The 21725-nt window shown below is 44.5% G+C and carries 16 protein-coding genes; 5 read left to right on the top strand and 11 right to left on the bottom strand.

What is annotated here, in order from left to right; translation table 11 throughout:
• Positions 1-7: 7 nt before the first annotated feature.
• Positions 8-2053, bottom strand: coding sequence for a BCCT family transporter (locus tag IE130_RS03215; RefSeq protein WP_189581574.1), 2046 nt, complete (start codon positions 2051-2053; stop codon positions 8-10).
• A gap of 253 nt (positions 2054-2306) precedes the next feature.
• On the bottom strand, positions 2307-2750 hold the full coding sequence (locus tag IE130_RS03210; RefSeq protein ID WP_189581570.1) for an HIT family protein: 444 nt from the start codon (positions 2748-2750) through the stop codon (positions 2307-2309).
• A gap of 349 nt (positions 2751-3099) precedes the next feature.
• Between IE130_RS03210 and IE130_RS03205 the strand changes: the two genes are divergently transcribed.
• The 3 genes from IE130_RS03205 (at position 3100) to IE130_RS03195 (ending at position 7455) form a co-directional block, all read left to right on the top strand.
• Positions 3100-3912: a hypothetical protein gene (locus tag IE130_RS03205; protein ID WP_189581567.1), complete on the top strand. Its 813-nt coding sequence runs from the start codon at positions 3100-3102 to the stop codon at positions 3910-3912.
• A gap of 180 nt (positions 3913-4092) precedes the next feature.
• Complete coding sequence (gene ilvD / locus IE130_RS03200; protein WP_189581564.1) at positions 4093-5979, top strand: dihydroxy-acid dehydratase; 1887 nt, start codon at positions 4093-4095, stop codon at positions 5977-5979.
• 228 nt (positions 5980-6207) lie between these two features.
• Positions 6208-7455 carry a cation:proton antiporter gene (locus IE130_RS03195; RefSeq protein ID WP_189581561.1) on the top strand — a complete coding sequence of 416 codons (1248 nt, stop codon included), beginning with the start codon at positions 6208-6210 and terminating at the stop codon, positions 7453-7455.
• 13 nt (positions 7456-7468) lie between these two features.
• Here the strand turns inward: IE130_RS03195 and IE130_RS03190 are convergent, their stop codons facing one another.
• The 4 genes from IE130_RS03190 to IE130_RS03175 all read right to left on the bottom strand — a co-directional run bounded on the left by IE130_RS03190 (position 7469) and on the right by IE130_RS03175 (position 12357).
• Positions 7469-8884 carry a serine hydrolase domain-containing protein gene (locus IE130_RS03190; protein WP_227676113.1) on the bottom strand — a complete coding sequence of 472 codons (1416 nt, stop codon included), beginning with the start codon at positions 8882-8884 and terminating at the stop codon, positions 7469-7471.
• A gap of 170 nt (positions 8885-9054) precedes the next feature.
• The gene (locus IE130_RS03185) at positions 9055-9579 is read right to left on the bottom strand and encodes a protein tyrosine phosphatase family protein (RefSeq protein WP_189581558.1); all 525 of its coding nucleotides are present in this window, start codon (positions 9577-9579) and stop codon (positions 9055-9057) included.
• A gap of 80 nt (positions 9580-9659) precedes the next feature.
• On the bottom strand, positions 9660-10574 hold the full coding sequence (locus IE130_RS03180; protein WP_189581555.1) for a MaoC family dehydratase: 915 nt from the start codon (positions 10572-10574) through the stop codon (positions 9660-9662).
• A 382-nt stretch (positions 10575-10956) separates the two neighbouring features.
• On the bottom strand, positions 10957-12357 hold the full coding sequence (locus tag IE130_RS03175) for a 3-oxoacyl-ACP reductase (RefSeq protein WP_189581552.1): 1401 nt from the start codon (positions 12355-12357) through the stop codon (positions 10957-10959).
• A gap of 649 nt (positions 12358-13006) precedes the next feature.
• Here IE130_RS03175 and IE130_RS03170 point away from each other — a divergent pair.
• Positions 13007-14581: an acetyl-CoA C-acetyltransferase gene (locus IE130_RS03170; protein ID WP_189581549.1), complete on the top strand. Its 1575-nt coding sequence runs from the start codon at positions 13007-13009 to the stop codon at positions 14579-14581.
• A gap of 236 nt (positions 14582-14817) precedes the next feature.
• Positions 14818-15831, top strand: a complete 1014-nt coding sequence (gene ppk2 / locus IE130_RS03165; protein WP_228293107.1) for a polyphosphate kinase 2 — start codon at positions 14818-14820, stop codon at positions 15829-15831.
• Between the two features lie 156 nt (positions 15832-15987).
• Here the strand turns inward: ppk2 and IE130_RS03160 are convergent, their stop codons facing one another.
• From IE130_RS03160 to msbA, 5 genes are all read right to left on the bottom strand, one after another.
• Positions 15988-16335 (bottom strand): PilZ domain-containing protein, encoded by a 348-nt coding sequence (locus IE130_RS03160; protein ID WP_189581546.1) that lies wholly within the window; start codon positions 16333-16335, stop codon positions 15988-15990.
• Positions 16336-16490: 155 nt separating this feature from the next.
• A complete protein-coding gene (locus tag IE130_RS03155) occupies positions 16491-17627 on the bottom strand; it encodes a DNA polymerase III subunit delta' (protein WP_189581543.1) in 1137 nt (378 codons plus the stop codon).
• Between the two features lie 137 nt (positions 17628-17764).
• Positions 17765-18580, bottom strand: coding sequence for a 3-deoxy-manno-octulosonate cytidylyltransferase (kdsB, locus tag IE130_RS03150; RefSeq protein ID WP_189581540.1), 816 nt, complete (start codon positions 18578-18580; stop codon positions 17765-17767).
• 35 nt (positions 18581-18615) lie between these two features.
• Positions 18616-19728: a tetraacyldisaccharide 4'-kinase gene (gene lpxK, locus IE130_RS03145; protein WP_189581537.1), complete on the bottom strand. Its 1113-nt coding sequence runs from the start codon at positions 19726-19728 to the stop codon at positions 18616-18618.
• A gap of 78 nt (positions 19729-19806) precedes the next feature.
• Entirely contained in the window at positions 19807-21594 is a 1788-nt protein-coding gene (gene msbA, locus IE130_RS03140; RefSeq protein ID WP_189581534.1) for a lipid A export permease/ATP-binding protein MsbA, read from the bottom strand.
• Between the last annotated feature and the right edge of the window lie 131 nt (positions 21595-21725).

The following is a 21725-nucleotide window of genomic DNA, read 5'->3' as shown; positions in this document are numbered from 1 at the left end:
AAACCAACTATTTATCAAACACACTGCCCTGCTCCAACGTAATGTCATCATCGTGCTCTTGCATACGCCACGGCAAACTGTCCGGTGACACATTTAGGAAGTGCAAATATTTTTCAAACTGATCAATAATATCGTTGATGACGGACTCTGTCTCATAGCCGTACAAATCATAGGTCTGACCACCACGGCGTAGATAAACCTCAGCACGATGATGATGCTCTTGTGGCAACTCACCTGCTGTACTTTCAGTATGGTAATCCGGCGCATCATGTTCAGATAGGCGCACTTCATACCAAAACTCGACATCATCACCGCGATGCAGCTCAAGCACGGCACGATTATTGACCGCATCATAATTGACATCAGTCGTCCAGCCTGTCTCTGCAAATTTGGCTGACACCTCTACCATTGAGGGCATAATCACCTCTTTGATATAGTTTAAAACCTTATCACGGGTTGGCTGATCAGTGATGTAATCGATACGATCGCGCCATGCTGATGGCTTAAGCAGGTGCGGTGGTAGTTTGCTGTCATTACCCAAGCTCTGGTTACGATGTCCTTCGATACGTAGCGCACGCCACATGCCAAACATCGATATCAATATAATAATCGCGAAAGGTAAGGCACTAACGATAGAAGCCGTTTGGAGTGCTGTTAGGCCACCGGCAAGCAATAGCGCAGCTGCCACCGCCCCTTCGGTCACTACCCAAAACGTACGCTGCCACCATGGCGTATCACTTCGACCGCCTGCTGCTAACGAATCAATAACCAATGAACCTGAATCTGACGACGTCACAAAAAAGGTAATGATTAATAGTATGGTCAATGAAGACACAAACTCAGTGAAAGGCAGGTTTTCTAGCAGTTTAAACAAGGCAATCGCTTGGTTGTTTTGTACCTCAGTAATTAACGAGGTATAACCATCTACCATAATCATATGCAATGCAGTATCACCAAATACGGCAAACCAAAAGAAAGTGAAGAACGTTGGCACTAGCATGACGCCAAGTACAAACTCACGAATGGTACGACCACGGCTGATTTTGGCAATAAACAAACCAACAAAAGGTGCCCATGCGATTGTCCAAGCAAAGATAAACAACGTCCAACTACCGATCCAATCGCTGTTTTCATACGCTTGCAAGCTAAAGGTGCGCTCGACAATATTACCCAAATAGCTGCCCGTATTTTCCATAAAGGCATTTAGAATAAAGACCGTTGGTCCTACGACAAACACAAAAATCATCAGCGCAGTCGCCAGTACCATATTCAATATAGACAGCCGCTTGACGCCTTTATCCATACCTGCCAGCACTGAGACCAGTGCAGCAGCGGTAATCAATGCAATAGCAATGACCTGTACGGTGGTATTAACTGGAATGAGGTCCGGTAACAGATAGTTGAGGCCAGCGTTAATTTGCGATACCGACAATCCTAAGCTGGTAGCGATACCAAACAACGTACCTACAATTGCAAACACATCGACAGTATGACCAATAGGCCCGTAAATCTTGTCGCCAATTAAAGGATATAACGTGGAGCGCATCGACAACGGTAAACCATGACGAAAAGAGAAATACGCCAGCGATAGCCCTACCACCCCATAAATAGCCCAAATATGAAAACCCCAATGAAAATAAGCAATCTGCATCGCTTCTTTTGCCGCCTCAATAGTCTGCGGATCAGACAATGGCGGGCTGGCAAAATGCATGACTGGCTCGGCCACACCAAAGAATAATAAGGCAATGCCGTAACCTGCCGAAAACAGCATGGCAAACCATTCAAGGAATTTATATTCAGCCTCAGCATGATCAGGCCCAAGCTTGATAGTGCCATAAGATGAAAATGCCAGCGCGATAATAAACATTAAAAACAGCGCGACTGCCAACATATAAAACCAACCAAAGGTATTGGTGGTGAATGTCAAAACAGTACTAAATAGTGCGCCCGCCGCTTCAGGATTTGCAGCAGTGCCAACCACCAATAAAATCATGATGACAGCAGCCGGTACAAACACTGGCAGTAAGATAGTAGAGCGAGGTAATTTACTCATAAAAAGTGATATCCTCAAATTAATACAGCTTTATTTTATGAAAAGGTTATTCGTAGAAGCAATACGAAACAGATATGCCTAACAAAATATAATTTGTATCACACTCTTTGCCTGAACCCCAGTTAAGCCCTTATCTTGTAACATTACTTTAACGATTGTTACATGACTATTACCAAGCAACAAAAAAGGCCGCTTGCTAGCGACCTTTTTATCTACTTTGAAAATCTCAAAACTTCTTCGTTAAAGACATATATTATTGAGCAGCAATCACTGCCGCAAGTTGCTTGGCAATTTCCGCCAGTTTTTCATGATCTGCTTGCGTCACTGCATGGCGACCCAACTCATGAATGCTCGATGGAATCAGGTGCACATGATAATGAAATACCGTTTGACCTGCTTGTGATCCATTCAACTGCATCTGAATAACGCCCTCACGCTCAAACACTTGGCGCTGCGCTTGCATGACCTTTTTGGATGTCATTAGTATTGCAGCGGCATAATCAGGTTGAAGATCTGCCAAATCAACCGCTTTTTGCTTAGGGATGACCAATACATGCCCTTCTGCTTGCGGCATGATATCCATAAAAGCGAGGGTTTTATCATCTTCATAAACCTTGTGATATGGGATATCACCGTTTAGCATTTTGGCAAAAATGTTGTTATCGTCATAATCAGCTTGTTGGTTAACTTCAGTCATTATTTATTCCTTTGATTATTTTATGATTTTGAGTAGTGAATATGCCATCTGCAACATAGTGGACGAAATACGGGTTAAGTACAAGCAGCAGATATAGTCAAAATACCCCAAAAACGCGACGATACTGCTGATATTAATTTTTTGTCGCCTCTGTCTGCACAGGCACAGCAAGCAAGCAAGAAAAATTGATATCAGCAGTGCGTGATGTATCGATATTACTTTTCACTGACTATAAGTGAAAAAATCAAATTTATTTTTGTACTGACAGACCATTCAAACACGCTAATTTATTGGCGAGCATCCCCTATTAAATGTTATATTAACCCCCTATTTTGCTAACGCTGGAGTTATGAATTTGACTGCCTTGCCGACTCAATTATCAGACAATACCACCACATCGCATGACACAGATACGCTATTAGCTCATAACCTCAACGACAACACAGATGCGCCTACATCTGCAAGCGATGAACAAATTGCTGTTGTCAGTAGCGATCAAAGTGACACTCAAAATAATAATCTCCTAAAGATAAATCCAAATACGATTGTCTTGGCAGAGGCTTTAACAGATACCACCATTAGCTGGCGGATTCATAATTGCAAAATTAGCAAAAAGACGGTCACGCAAGACTTGCCATTGCCGTTCTTATATCACTATGATAGCTTGGATGACGCTATTAAACAGACGCATCCGCTGACACCTACCTTACTCGCTCAATTTAACACACCCATGACTGCTGCTGAGGCCGCGACTCTCTTAGATATTTCTAATGATTTATTGTCCAGTCCTTGGCATGTCAAAGTGATTGGCTCGTTGGTGGTCTTTAGTGAGGCACTGCAGTTAGCCGTACGTCTACATTGGACCAATACGGGCAAAGAGACGCAGCAAATATATACCAAAGATGCAGAAGACGCGATGACGGCCGCTTTTAAAGACTGGCAGTTTTTTGGTCGCGTTGATGTTCTATATAAAAACGACAAGCAAACTTTAATGAGTATCGATGAGCAAGGCAACACTGAAGAGCCACTACTGACTATTGAAGCTAGCGCTGACTATCAACAACTACTAGCCTCTCATGCATTAACTGTCATTGCCAAATTAGAAGCGGATAAAGCCGAGCTACCATGGTTTGACACGGCAATTTTAGAACGCCTTGAGTAGTGTTTTAACCACAACTCCTTTATGATTGTCTATGCATTATTTTCAGTTATTCATAGCTAATGGTATGGTAACGAATTAGTATTATTCACTAGTACTCACTCTGCATAAAAAGCACACTATCCGCATCAAAGCTGATGCTGCACACGTTAATAAATCTCGCTTATTTGTAAGGAATATCACATGGATTATCGCTCAAAAACCTCTACTGGTGGTCGTAATATGGCAGGTGCACGTGCCCTATGGCGTGCAACAGGTATGACTGATGGCGATTTTGGCAAGCCAATTATTGCCATTGCCAACTCCTTCACCCAGTTTGTACCTGGTCATGTGCATCTAAAAGACTTGGGGCAAATGGTCGCTCGCGAGATTGAGCAAGCAGGCGGCGTGGCAAAAGAGTTCAATACTATTGCCGTTGATGACGGTATTGCGATGGGTCATAGCGGTATGTTGTATTCACTGCCGAGTCGCGACTTGATTGCGGATTCTGTTGAATACATGGTCAATGCTCACTGCGCAGATGCCTTGGTATGTATCTCTAACTGCGACAAGATCACTCCGGGTATGTTGATGGCTGCCATGCGCCTTAATATACCAGTGGTATTTATTTCAGGTGGCCCGATGGAAGCGGGCAAAATTCTAGCCAGTACGGTTGGTAAAAGTCACAATACCGATGGCAGTGACAGCAGTGCGGTTCGTAAGCTTGACCTTGTCGATGCAATGATGGATGCCGCTGATGACAGCATTAGTGATGAAGATGTCGCCGCAATTGAAGCCTCAGCTTGCCCTACTTGTGGCTCGTGCTCTGGTATGTTCACTGCCAACTCGATGAACTGCTTGACCGAAGCTCTAGGCTTGGCATTACCTGGTAATGGCTCGCTATTGGCGACTCACTCATTACGTCGCGAGCTATTCTTAGAAGCGGGTCGCACTATTGTCTCGCTTGCCAAGCGCCGTTATGAGCAAGATGATGATTCCGTATTGCCACGCTCAATTGCGAGCAAGGCTGCGTTCGAAAATGCGATGACCTTGGATATCGCTATGGGCGGTTCGACCAATACTATTTTGCATCTGTTGGCTGCTGCTAATGAGGCAGAAATTGACTTTAAAATGCATGATATTGACCGCTTAAGCCGCGGTGTGCCTTGTCTTGCAAAAGTCGCGCCTGCCTCACAAAAATACCATATGGAAGATGTGCATCGTGCTGGCGGCGTCTTCGCCTTGTTGGCCGAGCTTGATCGTGCAGGGTTACTGAAAACTGACTTGCCGACCATCCATAGTGCAACGATGAAAGAAGCGATTGATAAATGGGATATTATGAATCCTGACAATCTTGAGGCACGCGCACGCTATATAGCAGCACCTGGTGGCGTACGCACCACTGAAGCCTTCTCACAATCAAAAGAATGGTCAAACCTTGACGTCAACCGTGAGTCAGGCTGTATCCGCAGTGCCCAACACGCCTATTCAGCAGATGGCGGCCTTGCGGTACTGTACGGTAATATCGCTGAGCGTGGCTGTGTGGTCAAGACCGCTGGTGTCGATGACAGTATTTTAGTGTTTACCGGTCGCGCGCGACTCTTTGAGTCACAAGATGATGCCGTCGCTGCGGTATTGGCTGACGATATCGTTGCAGGCGATGTGGTCATCATTCGATACGAAGGTCCAAAAGGTGGCCCCGGTATGCAAGAGATGCTCTATCCAACGACTTATCTTAAGTCTAAAGGCTTGGGTAAAGAGTGTGCGCTACTGACTGACGGTCGTTTCTCTGGTGGAACATCAGGCCTCTCGATCGGTCATGCCAGCCCTGAAGCAGCTGAAGGCGGTGCAATTGGTCTGGTTGAAGAAGGCGATACTATCCATATTGACATCCCTAACCGTACTATCAATATGCAGGTAAGCGATGCAGAATTGGCCGCTCGCCGCGAAGTCATGGAAGCTCGTGGCCGCGATGCATGGAAACCCGTCAGCCGTGAGCGCCATGTTTCTCCTGCCCTACGTGCTTATGCGGCCATGACCACCAGTGCCGATACGGGTGCGGTACGCGATGTGAGTCAAGTTGAGCGCTAAGCCAAAAATCTTAATGGCTCGTTTTTAAGACATATTTATTAGCATTATCCTAAGCCTGCGCGATGCAGGCTTTTTTTTCACCAAAAAACAACGTAGCAGACGTTTCAATAACGTTTTTTTGCGGTAATAAAAAAATTTTAACGTCATGATAAGGCTTGGTGATGGCGACTCTGTTTATCGTTCATACAGGTTGTTTTAGATCAAGATAATTGGGACGTATTGAACGTTATGATTGAACACTATAATTTATTTTTATTGGTCTGCGGCATCGCCTTTTTATTAGGGGCTTTGTTTCCTATTATTTTTAAGCGGACACCCATCTCCTTACCTATGCTACAGGTCAGCTTTGGCTTGCTCATGGGTTATTCGTGGACGACATTGTCATTCTTGAATCCACTTGATAATGGTTTAATCGTCGAAAAATTAACTGAAATTGTGATATTGGTTTCTTTGGTTGGTGCCGGTATTAAGATTGATACTGAGCTGTCTTGGAAACTATGGCGCCCTACCGTACGCTTGTTACTTATCACCATGCCGATTGGCATCTTTGCCATGGCAGTGTTGGGGTATTATGCATTTGGTCTGAGTATGGGCGCGGCAATCTTGCTAGGCGCTGTATTGGCACCCACCGATCCCGTGCTGGCCTCTAGTATTCAAGTGGGGCCACCGAATACGGGCGGTGAAGATACGCCGCGCTTTACCTTGACCTCAGAGGCCGGATTGAATGATGGATTGGCATTTCCATTCGTTTATTTGGCCATTAAAATAGCAGAGGCTTTTAGCGAAGGTCAGCGTTTTACGGGTGAGATGCTCTGGTCGTGGTTTACTCATGATGTACTGTGGAAAATTGGTGCAGGCTTGGTGGTGGGTATTGTTGTCGGTAAACTATTGGCAAAATTGGTATTTTCAAAGCACAGCCACGAAACGACCATTTCTCAAGGTTATGTGGTCATTGCCCTAACACTAGTGGCATATGGGTCAGCAGAATTTATACATAGTTATGGTTTTATTGCTGTATTTGTCGCGGCTTTTGCCTTCCGGCGTTCAGAGCATAAACACAGTTATCACCACAAGCTCCATGATTTTGCAGAACAGTCAGAAGGTTTGCTCATGTCGCTAGTGCTGGTTGCTTTCGGCATGTTTCTTGGTCAAGGATTGCAGTCAGGTGTTGAGCTGACATGGCGCGTTTACATTGTTAGCTTCACTTTTTTATTATTGATACGACCCATCGGTGGGTTTATTGCCTTGTCAGGTCTGAACCTTCCACACGCCGAAAAGTATGCCATTTCTGCATTGGGGATTCGCGGTATTGGCACGCTATATTATTTGTCTTACGCGCTCAATCAAGGTTTTTTCGGCGAGGAAGATGCACTCAAATTATGGGTCGTCTGTTCGATTGTGATTTTGGCTTCAATTTTTATCCACGGTCTTAGCGCCACAAGACTTCTCAAAATAGCGCCCAATAAATTACATTAACCTTAGGGTCTGTCTAGCGCTTTGAAAGCTCCGAATCGACTAAGCTAAGCACGGCTTCCGTTAGGGCAAACTGACGCACATCATTGAGCATCGTGGTATCAAAGTTATGAATAAAAGCAAAGGACAATTGCTGTTCAGGGTCACACCAAGCCACTGAACCGTTATACCCCATATGCCCAAATCCTTGCTGGTTTGCCTTCAACATCTCACTGTCTACATTTTGGCAAATGCTAAACAGTCGATGATAACCCAAGCGCCAATCCATATTCGCTGGCATAACGGCATCTAGTCCTGTGACTTGCGGTGTCGATAGTTGCTCGAAAGTGGCACTATCAATAAGCGTGCATCCCTGCCATTTTCCTCCATTAGCCAACATCGCATAGATGGTGGCCAGTGCCTGCGCTGAGGCAACACCATTGGCTGCTGGAATGGCTGCCTGTAGTGTCTGGGGCTGGTAATAGTCAATAGGTTGTTTATTGGCAGGTATGAGTGCCGATTTATAATTTCTTAGATTAAGCTTGCTCGTATTGAAGTACAAACCATTAATACGAGCGGTGTCTAATATAGGTAAGTTATTTTTCTCATCATCCTGAATTGTATTTGCCGTTTCTTTATTTGCTAATGTTTGCTGCTGCCAACACCCATAACTGGGTAGATTTGCATAAGTTTGTAGCGTCTCTGGTGAGTCTGCTTTTATCGTAGGTTTATGACGCCTATTACCTAGCTGTGAGCTGTCCTCATTTGACCCAGCAAAGTTTTTGGCCAGCATCGCCACTTGATCGACTTTGCTAGCAGGCACGCCGAAATAACAACTGTCGGCGATACCCAATGGTTCAGTCAGATAATGACGCAGCGCCTCAGCCAATGACATCTCAGTGACGGCTTCTATGACGCCGCCTAATACCCAGCCATAAACTAAAGCACTGTAAGCGCTGTCATATAACTCGGCATCTTCAGGTGCAGTGACTGACATTGCGGCAATTTTGCTGAGCATCAACTGCCAATCGAGCAACGCTTCGCTGTCCGCGTCAACACTCTGAATAGAGAATAAATTGGCTTGATGCGACATAACGCTGCGTAGCGTAACAGTACTTTTATGCTGGGCAGCGAAGGCTGGCCAATAGCTGGCAATCGGCTCATCATAAGCAAGCAGCTGCTGCGAAACCAACACATGCACCAGCGTTGCCAATACGCCTTTACCGGTAGAAAAGTTAATCGCCAAGGTATCAGGCTGCCATAATATGTCCGGACGAGCCATGCCCACGCGCGCCTGAGCGATACATTTACCGTCCTGATAGACAACCACAGCACCGCCAGCGGGCGCGTCGTCAAGCTGTAAATCAGACAATAATTGCTGCATGCGTTTCTGAAACTCACCATCGATTTGCTGGTAAAGATTCTGATTGGTTTTTTTATTGTTGTCAGTCATGGTTTTCCTGCTCCATTTTTTATAATTGCTAAGTGTCAAAAAAACGCCGAAGTCTTAAAAGTCCCTCAGTGCCTTGATATTGAGCATCTATTTGCTCATAAAAAAGGCCACCTATTGGTCGCCTTTTTGTTACTCAGTGCTGCTCAATAACACTTTATCATCTTTATGTCTTAGCGCGGTACTAGCAAACGCTTATAAACTTCGTCTTCAAGCTTCGTCAAGCCATGGCTGCGACCACGCTCCATGGCAGTATCCATCTTACGACCACGAAGCCATCCTGCACGCAGAGCAATGGCGGCCCCTACTCGATTACCAGAGCCACAATGCATGGCTATTTTTTTGCCATGATGTTGGCGTAAGATATTATCAAATGCCAATATTTTAAGCTGCTTTAAGTCTGCAACGCCGTTGATAGGCAAATGCTCATAATGCATGCCAGCTTGCGCGACTGCTGCTGCTTCATCAAAGCTCAACTCGTCATTGGGCTGTAAGTTAATGACCAGCTCAACCCCAGCTTCGGCCAAAGCCGCTACTTTTTTCTCATCGAGCGCACCGCACACAATGGTGTTTGCATCAGGACGAAAGTAAGGGTCAAACATAGTGGCGAGATCGACACCATTATCTAGAACGTTATTATCAGTAACTGCTGGGCTATTAGGTTGATCTGCATTTATTGCTGCTGTATGTGAAGTCATAATTATAAATTTGTTCGTTAGATTGGGCTATTGAGATAAAAGCTATTTGGGTCACTGATGGTCATTTTACCAACGGCTCATTAATGGTTATTGTGCAATTTAACGACACCAGCCAAATGCGGCTTATCATTTTTAGAGCTATATAAACCAAATTCACAAGTATCGTCTGCATTGTCAAGCTGCGCTACTGGCTCAGCGATAAGCTCTACTTCAGCGGGTAAAAAGATAGGCAATTTGAATGAAACGTCAATCGTACAGGCGTCAGGTAGCTCGTCCATCATGGCAAGGCACTTCGCCTTTGACCACATACCATGAGCGATCGCTTTAGGAAAGCCAAACGCGCGCGCGGATAGCGGATGCAAATGGATAAGATTAAAGTCACCTGAAACAAAGGCATAACGACGACCGATATCTTCTGGCACTTCAAAGATGCTGTGCACACCGTCTGCGTTCACTTCTGGCTTCACCGTTACTGGACGCGGGGTGCTTTTTTTATCTTTGCTGCTGTCTGATTTTTTACTACGGGACAGATACGTTGACGTCCCTTCCCAAATGACTTCGTCCTCTGACTTGATCGTCGTCACGAAGTCAAACTGTTGACCTTGTGCATGGTCACGCAAGTTATCAAAGGCGACCGACATAGCGACAGTCTCACGCTCACCAATAGGACGATATTGAGTCACGCTATTATCCACGTGGACCAGACCTAGCATAGCAAACGGAAATGGCTCTTTGACCATCATGTTCATTTGCAGCGACTGTGACAGCACTGAAAAATAAGTAATGGGCACTTTACCATTATCAGAAAAACCGCAAATCTTACGATAATCATTTAGATTGCCCTGATCAATGTGCAGGTCATCCACATAATAGGTCGCTTGCGGCAGTTGATCTTTACTGATTTTGTCACTATTGCCAATAGGCAATAGGCTTTTCACAATATTGGCGTAAGTCGTATGCGCTTTTGGCAACGCATCATAATGTTTGTCTGACATAATAAATCCTAAGTGTGGCTCAAGCTGATTTTTTAATGCATATTAAAATGCTATGAAGTCGTTGATTAAGCCTATTATTGAACGATGTTTTTTATAAGTACTGGAGCCTGTCATCAATTAGCACATTAATACATTGATAGCCAGTCTCATAGCTATTCTCATGAACAGTATAGGCACTTATCACTACGAAAAACAATTTGGCTTATGGTTCCTGTGTTTTTATCATAAAAAAGCCACCCTTGGGCAGCTTTATTACAATTTATCAGCAATTTTTTCGTAAGCATATGTGAGGTAAATAAAAAATAATAGGTTATATCACATATTTAGTATGAGCAACCTCATCACTTATACCTACAAATAAATTAGGGCTATGTACTCAAGGCTATGCACCCAGCAAGCTTTGACCACAAACACGTACCACGTTGCCATTTAGACCGCCAGAAGCAGGAGATGCAAACCATGCGATGGTTTCAGCAACGTCAACTGGTAAGCCGCCTTGGCTCATTGAGTTCATACGGCGACCCGCTTCACGAATAGCAAATGGGATGGCTTCTGTCATTTGAGTTTCGATAAATCCTGGGGCAACAGCGTTGATAGTCATGCCTTTGGCATTGTCTTCTAGTTGCTTAGCAGTGGCATCAACCAAACCAATCACACCCGCTTTCGAAGTCGCGTAGTTGGTCTGACCCATGTTACCAGCGATACCTGAAATTGATGAGACGCAAACGATGCGCGCATTGTCTTTTAGGACGTCATTGTCAAGTAAATAGCGGTTCAGCTTAGCGATACTACCTAAGTTGATATTGATGACCATGTCCCACTTTTTCTCATCCATTTTTGCCAAGGTCTTATCACGCGTCACGCCAGCATTATGGATAATGGAATCTAGACCGCCACGATTTTGCGCCGCTTCTGCGATTTCTTTGCCTGCATCAGCACTGGTAATGTCAACGGTCAATACAGAACCACTGATTTCGCTGGCGACTTTTTGCAAGTCAGCTTGCTGCTGCGGGACATCAAGACAGATAACATGAGCGCCTTCACGAGCCAATACACGCGCGATGGCTTCGCCAATACCGCGGCTTGCACCAGTGACTAGCATGGTCTTGCCACCTAGAGGCTGTGTCCAATCGACATCAACGTTATCGCCTGTGCTGACACGTATCACTTGTCCCGACACATAAGCTGAGCGAGCTGACGTGAAAAAGCGCAAGGTTGAGTCTAAGTTTTGCTCTGCGCCTTCTTCAACGTAGATAAGTTGTGCGGTAACGCCGCGCTTAAACTCTTTACCAACCGATTTTACAAAGCCTTCAAGCGCACGTTGTGCCAATGCTGCTTCGATGTCAGTCAAGTTTTCTGGCGTACGGCCAACGATGATTACTCGACCTGATTGTTCTACGCGGCGAGCCACCGTATGGAAAAACTCATAAACTTCTTTGAGCTGATCGGCGTTGCTGATATTACTGGCATCAAAAAGCAATACTTTAAACTTATCATCGCCGCCCGTATTGGATTTAGCTTCAACACCCGCATCAGAAAGCGCATCTTTGATGTCATCACTGCTGTTTACATACACATCAGCATGTACATCTGACAAGATACGTGCAACAGAAGCACTCACGCTTTTATCATCGCCATTAGCACGACCAACCAAGACGCTACCGCGTACCAAAGGCTGGCCACTATCAAAACGGTCAAGCTCTACTGGCATAGGCAAGCCTAAGTTTTTTGCGACTTTTTTACCAATAGAAGATTGAACAAAATCACCATAACGGTCTGACATAATATAATTCCTATAACGAAAGGTTAAGATAAGAGTAAATGAAAAATGGAATTTGTCTTTTATAATCACTCATACAAACACCAACAAGTATAAAGACTCATCAGCATCATAATTATTTATATTTAGTAAATGGGTACAAAACTGCCTTAACTATACACTCACATGGTAAACAAGTCCAAAAGCCAACAATGTCTATAACAATCTGTAGACAAGCCAGTATACAAGACAGTCTCTTTTTTTAGATTTAAAAATCGCCATGTTGTGCTAAAATCAGACCTATAAGTTATGGCAAATGCATTTATCGATAACAATATATTATCAAACGTGCCGTTATGCAATGCTAATAATCAATACTAGCCAGTCTACGAAAGTTATCATTCTAAGAAATATCATGGCTGCTTTTATAGCTATCAGTGGACTGAGAGATTACTGAGCTTAAATAAGTGTCACATAGTTTGCTAAAGACATACAGTAAGGCAGCAAAAACGTCTTATGATACACAGCTAGACGGCATCATAAATGATAACATTTGCTCATTGCATTAAATCATTAAGTAATACCTGCAAGCAACTTAAGCAGTACATTTTAATTAGTAACCCTTTTTAAGGGCTACCTTCTTTTTTTCTGCCAATATTTTAAGGATAATATTATGAGTAATAAAAATAATCACCCTGAGAGTCCTGTTGTTGAAAGCACTGTCGTAAAGTCTACCGATAACAAATCAAGCAGTACCAAATCAGATAGCGCTAAGCCAATAGATAATGCTAAGCCAGATAGCAACAAGAAAGAAGCGACGGCTAAGAAAACCAGCAGCACCGACACTAAAACAAGTGCCGCTAAAGACACTACCAGTAAAAAAGCCGCTGATGATAAAGTCGATACTCCTGCTGCCAAAAAGACCGCTACCTCTGCTAAAAAATCAAGCGCTACGAAGCTTGCTTCTGGTCTAAACCGCGTCGCAATTTTAGGTGGCAACCGTATCCCATTTGCACGCTCAAACGGCTCATATGCAGACGTCAGCAACACAGATATGCTAACCGCTGCATTGAATGGTCTGGTTGAGCGTTTTAATTTGCAAGACGAAAAAATCGGTGAAGTCGTCGCTGGTGCCGTTATGAAACTAAGCCGCGATATCAACCTAACTCGTGAAGCCACACTAAACACCGATCTGAACCCACATACCCCAACTTATGACATCTCACAAGCTTGCGGTACTGGCTTGCAAGCGACCTTTGCTTCTGCTAACAAAATCGCCCTTGGTCTTATCGATTCAGCCATTACTGGTGGCGTAGATACTACATCTGATGCCCCTATCGCAGTTGGCGATGGCCTACGTAAAGTACTTATCAAATTGGGTGCTGCTAAAGACAACAAACAACGTCTAAAAGCATTAATGGGCTTAAATCCAAAAGACTTACTCGATGCGCCAAAAAATGGTGAGCCACGTACTGGTTTATCAATGGGTGATCATCAAGCCATCACTGCACTTGAATGGAATATCAGCCGTGAAGCACAAGATGAGCTTGCTTTTAATAGCCATCAAAACCTAGCGCGCGCTTATGATGAAGGTTTCTTTGATGACCTAATCACTCCATATAAAGGTCTAACGCGCGACAATAACTTGCGTCCGGATACCACTTTAGAAAAACTGGGTAAACTAAAGCCAGTATTTGGCAGAAAGAATGCTAACCCGACGATGACGGCTGCTAACTCTACGCCGCTAACTGATGGTGCTTCTTGTGTACTACTGGGTACGGATGAATGGGCAAAAGAGCATGGTCTGAAGCCATTGGCTTATATCGTCCATCAAGAAACAGCTGCTGTTGATTTCATTGGTAAATCTGGCACGACAGAAGGCTTATTAATGGCACCTGCATATGCCGTACCGCGTATGCTTGAGCGTGCTGGTCTAACGTTGCAGGATTTTGATTTTTACGAAATTCATGAAGCTTTTGCTTCACAAGTATTATCAACATTAACTGCTTGGGAAGATGAGAAGTTCTGTGAAGAGCGTCTAGGTCTTGACGCGCCATTAGGCTCTATCGACCGTAGCAAGCTCAATGTGAATGGCTCATCACTTGCGGCAGGGCATCCGTTCGCTGCCACTGGTGGTCGTATCTTAGCAACGGCTGCTAAATTACTGGATCAAAAAGGCTCAGGACGTGTGCTTATCTCTATCTGCGCCGCAGGTGGTCAAGGCGTGACTTGCATCCTAGAGAAGTAAATTTCTAGCTGAGGTAACTTGGCAATAAATAGCTGAAAGTTTTAAAACACCCTTTAATCAATGGATTAGAGGGTGTTTTTTTATGCCTATCTTCTCTCCATCAATAATTGTAAATTTGGTCAGAAACCGTCAGACAACACAATAATGAAACGTAGCCAACGCATAGCACTGCTAGCAGATATGATAAAGTAAGAATAATCAATAATAACCATGACATCATTTATCTGGAGCTTGATATGAGCAAAATACCCTCAGCGATTGAACCCAATTCATTGACCGCGCAAGAGCGTAATGAGCTCACCTCATCTGAGCAGGCCAATTTTATTGGTCGCATGGATAAGGAAGTCTTTGATGATGAGCTGCGCCGTAAGATGCATCAAGACTTGATTGATACCTATGACGAAGAGCTTGAGAACGAAATCGATGATTACATGCGAGACTTTCGGTTTGATGGTCGGGAAATGAGCGAGCAAGAAAGACTCGATCGCCGTATGTATTTTCAAGAGTTAGTACGATTACAGCGAGAACTTATCAAGTTACAAGATTGGGTGGTAGCTCGCGGTGAGCGTATTGTGGTGATATTTGAGGGTCGTGATTCTGCAGGTAAAGGTGGTGCCATCAAGCGTATCACTCAGCGATTAAACCCGCGCGTTTGTAGGGTCGCTGCCCTGCCTGCACCAACGGAACGTGAGCAATCACAATGGTATTTTCAGCGTTATGTGGCGCACTTGCCAGCCGCTGGTGAGATTGTACTTTTTGATCGTAGTTGGTATAACCGTGTCGGTGTCGAGCGCGTCATGGGGTTTTGTACAGATGCGCAGTATGAAGAGTTTTTTCAGTCGGTGCCCGAATTTGAGCGCATGCTAGTACGCTCTGGTATTCGCTTGGTCAAATACTGGTTTTCGATTACTGATGATGAGCAGCATTCACGCTTTATGAGCCGCATTCATGATCCTCTTAAACAGTGGAAGCTTTCAGCGATGGATCTGCAATCACGGCGGCGTTGGGAGGACTATACCAAGGCAAAAGAGACCATGTTTGAGCGTACTCATATCCCTGAAGCGCCGTGGTGGGTGGTCGAAGGTAATAATAAAAAGCGCGCGAGGCTAAATTGTGTTGCGCATCTACTGGAGCAAATTCCTTATAAAGAAGTGCCGCGCGATGAGGTAGAACTACCCGAGCGCAAGCGTGATGATGAGTACTATCGTGAGCCGATTCCAGACGATATGTATGTGCCGCCGCGTTACTAAAACACACTCCTGCATTGCTGAGCCTCACTTAACCCAGTTATATTTTGCTTAAAAAAACACCACCTTACGCATATATAAGGTGGTGTTTTTTATCTTACTATCTATCTTGAAACTCATCGTTATTTCAGTAGATAAGCGCACGAATAGACAGACACGCTACATGGTATAAGTAGACTGCAAACTGTCTATTTTACCAGCCAATAAGCGCTCGACTTCATTTTTGATTCTTTGCCCTGCGATATCAGTGCCAATCTGCACCGCAAAACCTGCAGGACGACCGCTTTGAACTTTAGAACTAATCCATACCACCTTACCATTCATCGGTAAGCGCTCGCTAGAGTTGGGTAAAGTCACCGCAATAAACACCTCATCGCCCAGCTTTTGCACGCGATCAGAGGAAATAAACAAGGCACCATTATTTACAAAAGATAAATAGCTGGCGTATAACGTTTCGATATCTTCCATATGGCAGGTTAGAATCCCGCCACGCCCTGGCATTGCCATAGTCAGCTTCCTTTATAAATGAGTTTTGAGGTATTTTATAAATGATAAATCATAGCTAGACCAACGCATTAATAGATCACCAAATAATAATGAACATCTTAATCTTGGTCTTAATCTTCTTAGTCCTGCTGCACTTAATTTCTAAAGTGGATTGACTATAGATAGGCCAATTCTTGCATTAGCTTATCATAGGCGAATTTTTCTTGCACATTTTGTTGTAGGGCAATTTTGGTCTGCTGTAGGCTAGCCGCAAAGCCTTCTAAACCACTGTCAGTAGGTTGATAAGTGTCTAATGCTACTGAGAGACTGATGTCTTTTTGCAGTTCGCTCAGTCCCAAGCAAACACGGCGCATATCAAGCAGCATCAGCTCAGACAGCTGGATAAACTCTATGATACTAAGCTGGGTTTGCCAATAATCGCTGGCTGCGATACTACTTCGTTTGCCACTACGTAGTGCTTGCCATGTTGTCAGCCACAATGCACGCTTACTATACCAAGGTGCCTGCGCCAGCGCTATCGCCGCTAAAGGCGCACCATTTGCCAGTTGGATAAGTTGCTCAATTGCCGCTGTTCCTACCGCTTCACGATTGACCGTAGATCCAAGCGCCTGCGTCACATATTCAACGGCAGTAGCAGGCTCAATGGTCTGAAGTGGCAGCTGTTGAACCCGACTTTTAATGGTCGGTAAAAGCTGCGCTGGCGTATCGCTGAGTAAAAATAAATGAACTTGTGCTTGCGGCTCTTCCAAAGTCTTAAGCAGCGCGTTGGCAGCAGCAACCGTCATTTTTTCGGCATGATCTAGCACGCAGATGCGCATCCCTTGCCCACCTTGGTAAATAAAAGGCTGCAATGCACGAATATCATCAACTTTTATTTTAAGAGCACTATTGCTAGCGGCTTTGGCAGATTTTTTGTCTTTAGCACTACTACTGGCAGCTTCTTTATTACTTGTATTTTCCACACTGACCGGCATACTGACGATAGGAAGCACTTGTAAGCTTGGATGCGTACCGGATCTGAGCCACTGGCAGCTCTCACACTCGGCGCAAGCACCAAATGGATGAGTATCACGCTGACGACACAACAACCAAGCGACCAAACGCCATACAAAAGCACGCTTGCCCATACCTTGCATCCCTGCTGCGAGCATTGCATGAGGCAAAGACTGTTGCGACGTTGACACCCGCTTGGTCAACTGCGACCACAGAGTTTTCTGCCACGGCAGTAACGGTGCAAAATAAATGCCATCTGACGTATCTAATGCACCTGTACTTTCTGTGAGGTCACTCATAAATTTTGCTCTATAGCTTTGCTTGATGACTGTACTTGACGACTATTATGCTTGATAAATGTGCCTGATAAATTAGTAGGTAGTGCGATTAGGTAGTGTAATAGTGTCACTTAGCAGGAAGTTTGTTTTTACTTAGGCTATTTAGAGAGAGGGTTTTGAAAATCCGCCAAGCTCATGCTATTTAAACGATCCAAATCTTCTTGAGTATCGACACCTGCTGGTAGCTGGCAAGCGGCTGTGGCAATAGCAATATGACCACCATTCTCTAAAACACGTAATTGCTCTAAGCTTTCAAGTATTTCAAGCGGCGTTTGCGGCCAATGCACAAACTGCTGCAATAGGCTGACGCGATAAGCATATAACCCTAAATGACGATAAGCATTTTTGGGCGGCTGCTTATTGCTCTCATTAGCCAATACGACATCTCGATCGCAAGGAATCGGTGCTCGGCTGAAATATAGCGCCCGTTGCAAATCATTAGCGTGCTGACTGACAACCTTTACCACTGATGGACGCATAAAAGTCTCGTGGTCATCAATAGGCTCACACAAGGTAGCCATCACGCTGTCATTGTCTGCTACCAAAAGTGCCTTTACCTGCTCTAATAATAGCGGCGGTACCAACGGTTCATCACCTTGCATATTGACCACAATATCATGCTCAGCCCAGCCTTTAATGGCAGCGACTTCAGCCAAACGGTCAGTCCCTGAAGCGTGCTCTGCGCTGGTCATCACCACATCAAAACCTGCATCCATACACACTTTTGCAATACGCTCATCATCGGTCGCAATACACATATCATCAGCGAAGTGTGCTGCCTGCGCCTTTTCGGCGACCCAAAGAATCATTGGCTTGCCATGAATATTTAACAAAGGCTTACCGGGTAATCGCGTACTCTTAAAGCGAGCAGGAACGACAATATGCGTTTTGGCGGGCGTAATGATGGGCGACATAGTTTATTCCTACAAAATCATTTAAATTCTAAGATTTACAGCTTTTCACTATTAGACATATCAATATTTAAAACGGTTAATTGCTGCTGTAAATTGTCATAACAACTATCCGATAACACCGCTGTTACTGGCAATATCCAGAGTCTACTTACAAGCTCTTTATGGTCATTGCTCAACGTTTGCGCCGCAGTTGCTTTTAATAGCAAAGCTCTTATTTTTACTGCATCTTTAGTGGTTATCACGACGGGGTATTCGCGATATTGCAACAATTCAGCCAAGCTAAACTCATAGTGGTCGGGATAAGGGTGACCTATAACCTCAAAACCAAGCGAGTGTAAAGTATCAAAAAACCGCTGCGGATAGCCAATACCGCTCACCGCATGGACTCTACTGCCCTTTTTAGGCGCATCAATATGAGCGTCAGCCAATACAGGTTGCCATAATAATTTCATGTCGTCCGCTTGCAGGTGCATGGACAGATGATCAGCTTGTGACTGCTGCTTGGTGTTTTTATTATGAGGCGCTGCACTGTTATTTGGCCCTTCATGATAAATAACCGTAGCACCTTCTAACCGTGACATTGGCTCACGTAAAAATCCAGTTGGGAGTAATTGCTTATTACCAAAGCCCCGTGCTGAATCGACCACAATCCATTCAATGTCACGTTGTAGGGCATAGTGCTGTAAGCCATCATCAGCAATAATGAATTGTAATTTAGGATGGGCATTCAATAAAGTAGTAATCGCTTGCTTACGATTGGGGCATACCGCCATGGGCGCATCTGTCATATTGACAATCAAACAAGGCTCATCCCCTACCACATTGGGTAAACTGGCGGCATCGACCAAAGCTGGCATTTGACTACTATCGCCACCGTAACCGCGACTGATAACACCTACTTTTACGCCTCGGTCTTGTAGGTAATCAACCAAGGCAATAATTAATGGCGTCTTGCCACTGCCACCCACGCTGATATTACCAATCACCATCACAGGAACTGGGGCGCGGTAACTGGATAGTAAGCCCATCTTATAAGCTTGACGACGCAGCATGGTAATGAGCCCATACAACCAGCTAATCGGCAATAATAGCCACAACCAAGCGGCTTGACGTTGCCAAGCACGCGTCACTGTCGTCTCAATGCTCATTCGTATTGGTCACTTTTTCATTAGCCTAGTGCTCGTTCACACTTTATCGTTCAAACCTTAGTAAAATCGTTCATAATCTTACTCAAAATCGCGCTCATACATTTGCGCATAATGACCTTGCAGCTGCATCAACTCGTCATGTGTCCCTAGCTCAACGATCTGACCGCCATCCATTACAGCGATACGATCGGCTGACTCAATCGTGGTTAATCGATGCGCAATAACCAGCGTAGTACGATCTTTCATTACGTTATCAAGCGCTTGCTGAATGTAATATTCTGACTCATTATCAAGCGCACTGGTCGCCTCATCTAAGATTAGAATCGGGGCGTCTTTTAATAAGGCGCGAGCAATCGATAAGCGTTGACGTTGACCACCAGACAGTTGTAAGCCTTCAGCACCGACCTCACTTTGATAACCGTTTGGCATCTTCATAATAAAATCATGAGCAAAGGCATCTTTTGCGGCACGTTCCACTTCAGCTTGGGTCTTATTAGCTAAGCTGCCATAAGCAATATTGTTGAAAACTGTGGTATTAAACAGGACTACTTGCTGATTCACCATGGCAATTTGGGCGCGCAAACTCTCTAACTTAATACTTTCAATGGGCATACCATCTAACGTAATCTGCCCTGAAGAGGCTTCTAGAGTGCGCGTCAATAAATTGACTAACGATGACTTACCTGCACCGCTTCGTCCCACGAGTGCAACCGTCTCACCTGCTTTTATATTCAATGTAAAGTCATGCAGGGCGACCGTCGAATCAGGATAAATCAAACTGATATTCTCTAACGACATCTCACCTGACAGTGCTTTGTTTATTGTACCTGTGTCTTCTTCTTCTGGCTCATCAAGTAGCGCAAAAATAGACTCACCAGCGGCAATGCCTTTTTGCAATTTTTGATTGATATCGGTGAGCGACCTGACTGGCTTGCTCAGCAAACCTGCTGCTGCAATGTATGAGATAAACTCACCAGCTGAAATGTTATCTATTACTGCAGGTCTCAATGCGAGCCACACCACAACTGACATCGCCATCGCCATCAATAGCTGTACCGCAGGCGTATTGATGCTATTGGTGACGACAACTTTCATGCCCTGGCGCAAGTTCTTTTTTGATGTTTTATCAAAGCGTTCAGCTTCGTACGCTTGCCCGCCGTAGTTTTTTACGACTTGATAGCCACCGATGACTTCATTGGTGATATGGCTGACGTTGCCCATCGTCTTTTGAATGCCTTTAGAGAGCTTGAGATAACGCTTGGATGCGATGCGAATGAGCCATAGTATGGGCGGTAGTACGACAAATAAAATCAAGGTCAAACGCCAATTGCTATACAGCAAAAAACCTATCAATGCCACGACAGTCAAACCATCACGCAGCAACGTCTTCATCGAGTCTGTACTCGCGGCGGTGACTTGTTCAACATCAAATATCAATTTCGATGAAATAGTCCCAGCGGGATTTGCCAAATAAAATGAGCTTGGCAAACGCAGCAGTTTATTGAACACCTCTACTCGCAACTCATAGACCAAGTTGCGCGAGACCAAAGCAGAATAGTAATTACCCAAAAAGCTACCCACACCGCGTACAAAGAACAGTCCGATGATCAGTAGGGGAAATAAGGCTTTCTTGCTTTGATCATTTTGGTTGATCGCATCAGTGATATATTGTAGTAACTTAGCAATCCAAATCTCTGTCCCCGCATTAATCGCAAAGCCCACGACCGTCAATAGCAGTGCCCACCAATATGGCTTTAGGTAGCTAAGTAGACGCAGTAATGTTTTATGCTTAGGCGGACTTTCTGAAGACACTGATACTTTCTTAATAGAAGTTTTTGCAGAGTCCGGTTGATAAGCTTGGCTCATAAAAGCCTCAATTTGAGTGTCATGACATGAATGGACTGTGCTAGTAGCACAGTTTTATAGTGGTATTTATATGATAATACAGCGCTTAAGCGTTTAAATAGTACAATTAAAAATCACAGCACAAACAGGAT

This window comes from Psychrobacter glaciei (genome assembly GCF_014652895.1).
GTDB classification, from domain to species: Bacteria; Pseudomonadota; Gammaproteobacteria; order Pseudomonadales; family Moraxellaceae; genus Psychrobacter; species Psychrobacter glaciei.
The sequence above is the reverse complement of the archived record's forward strand: the minus strand, read 5'-3'. Positions and strand labels throughout refer to the sequence as shown.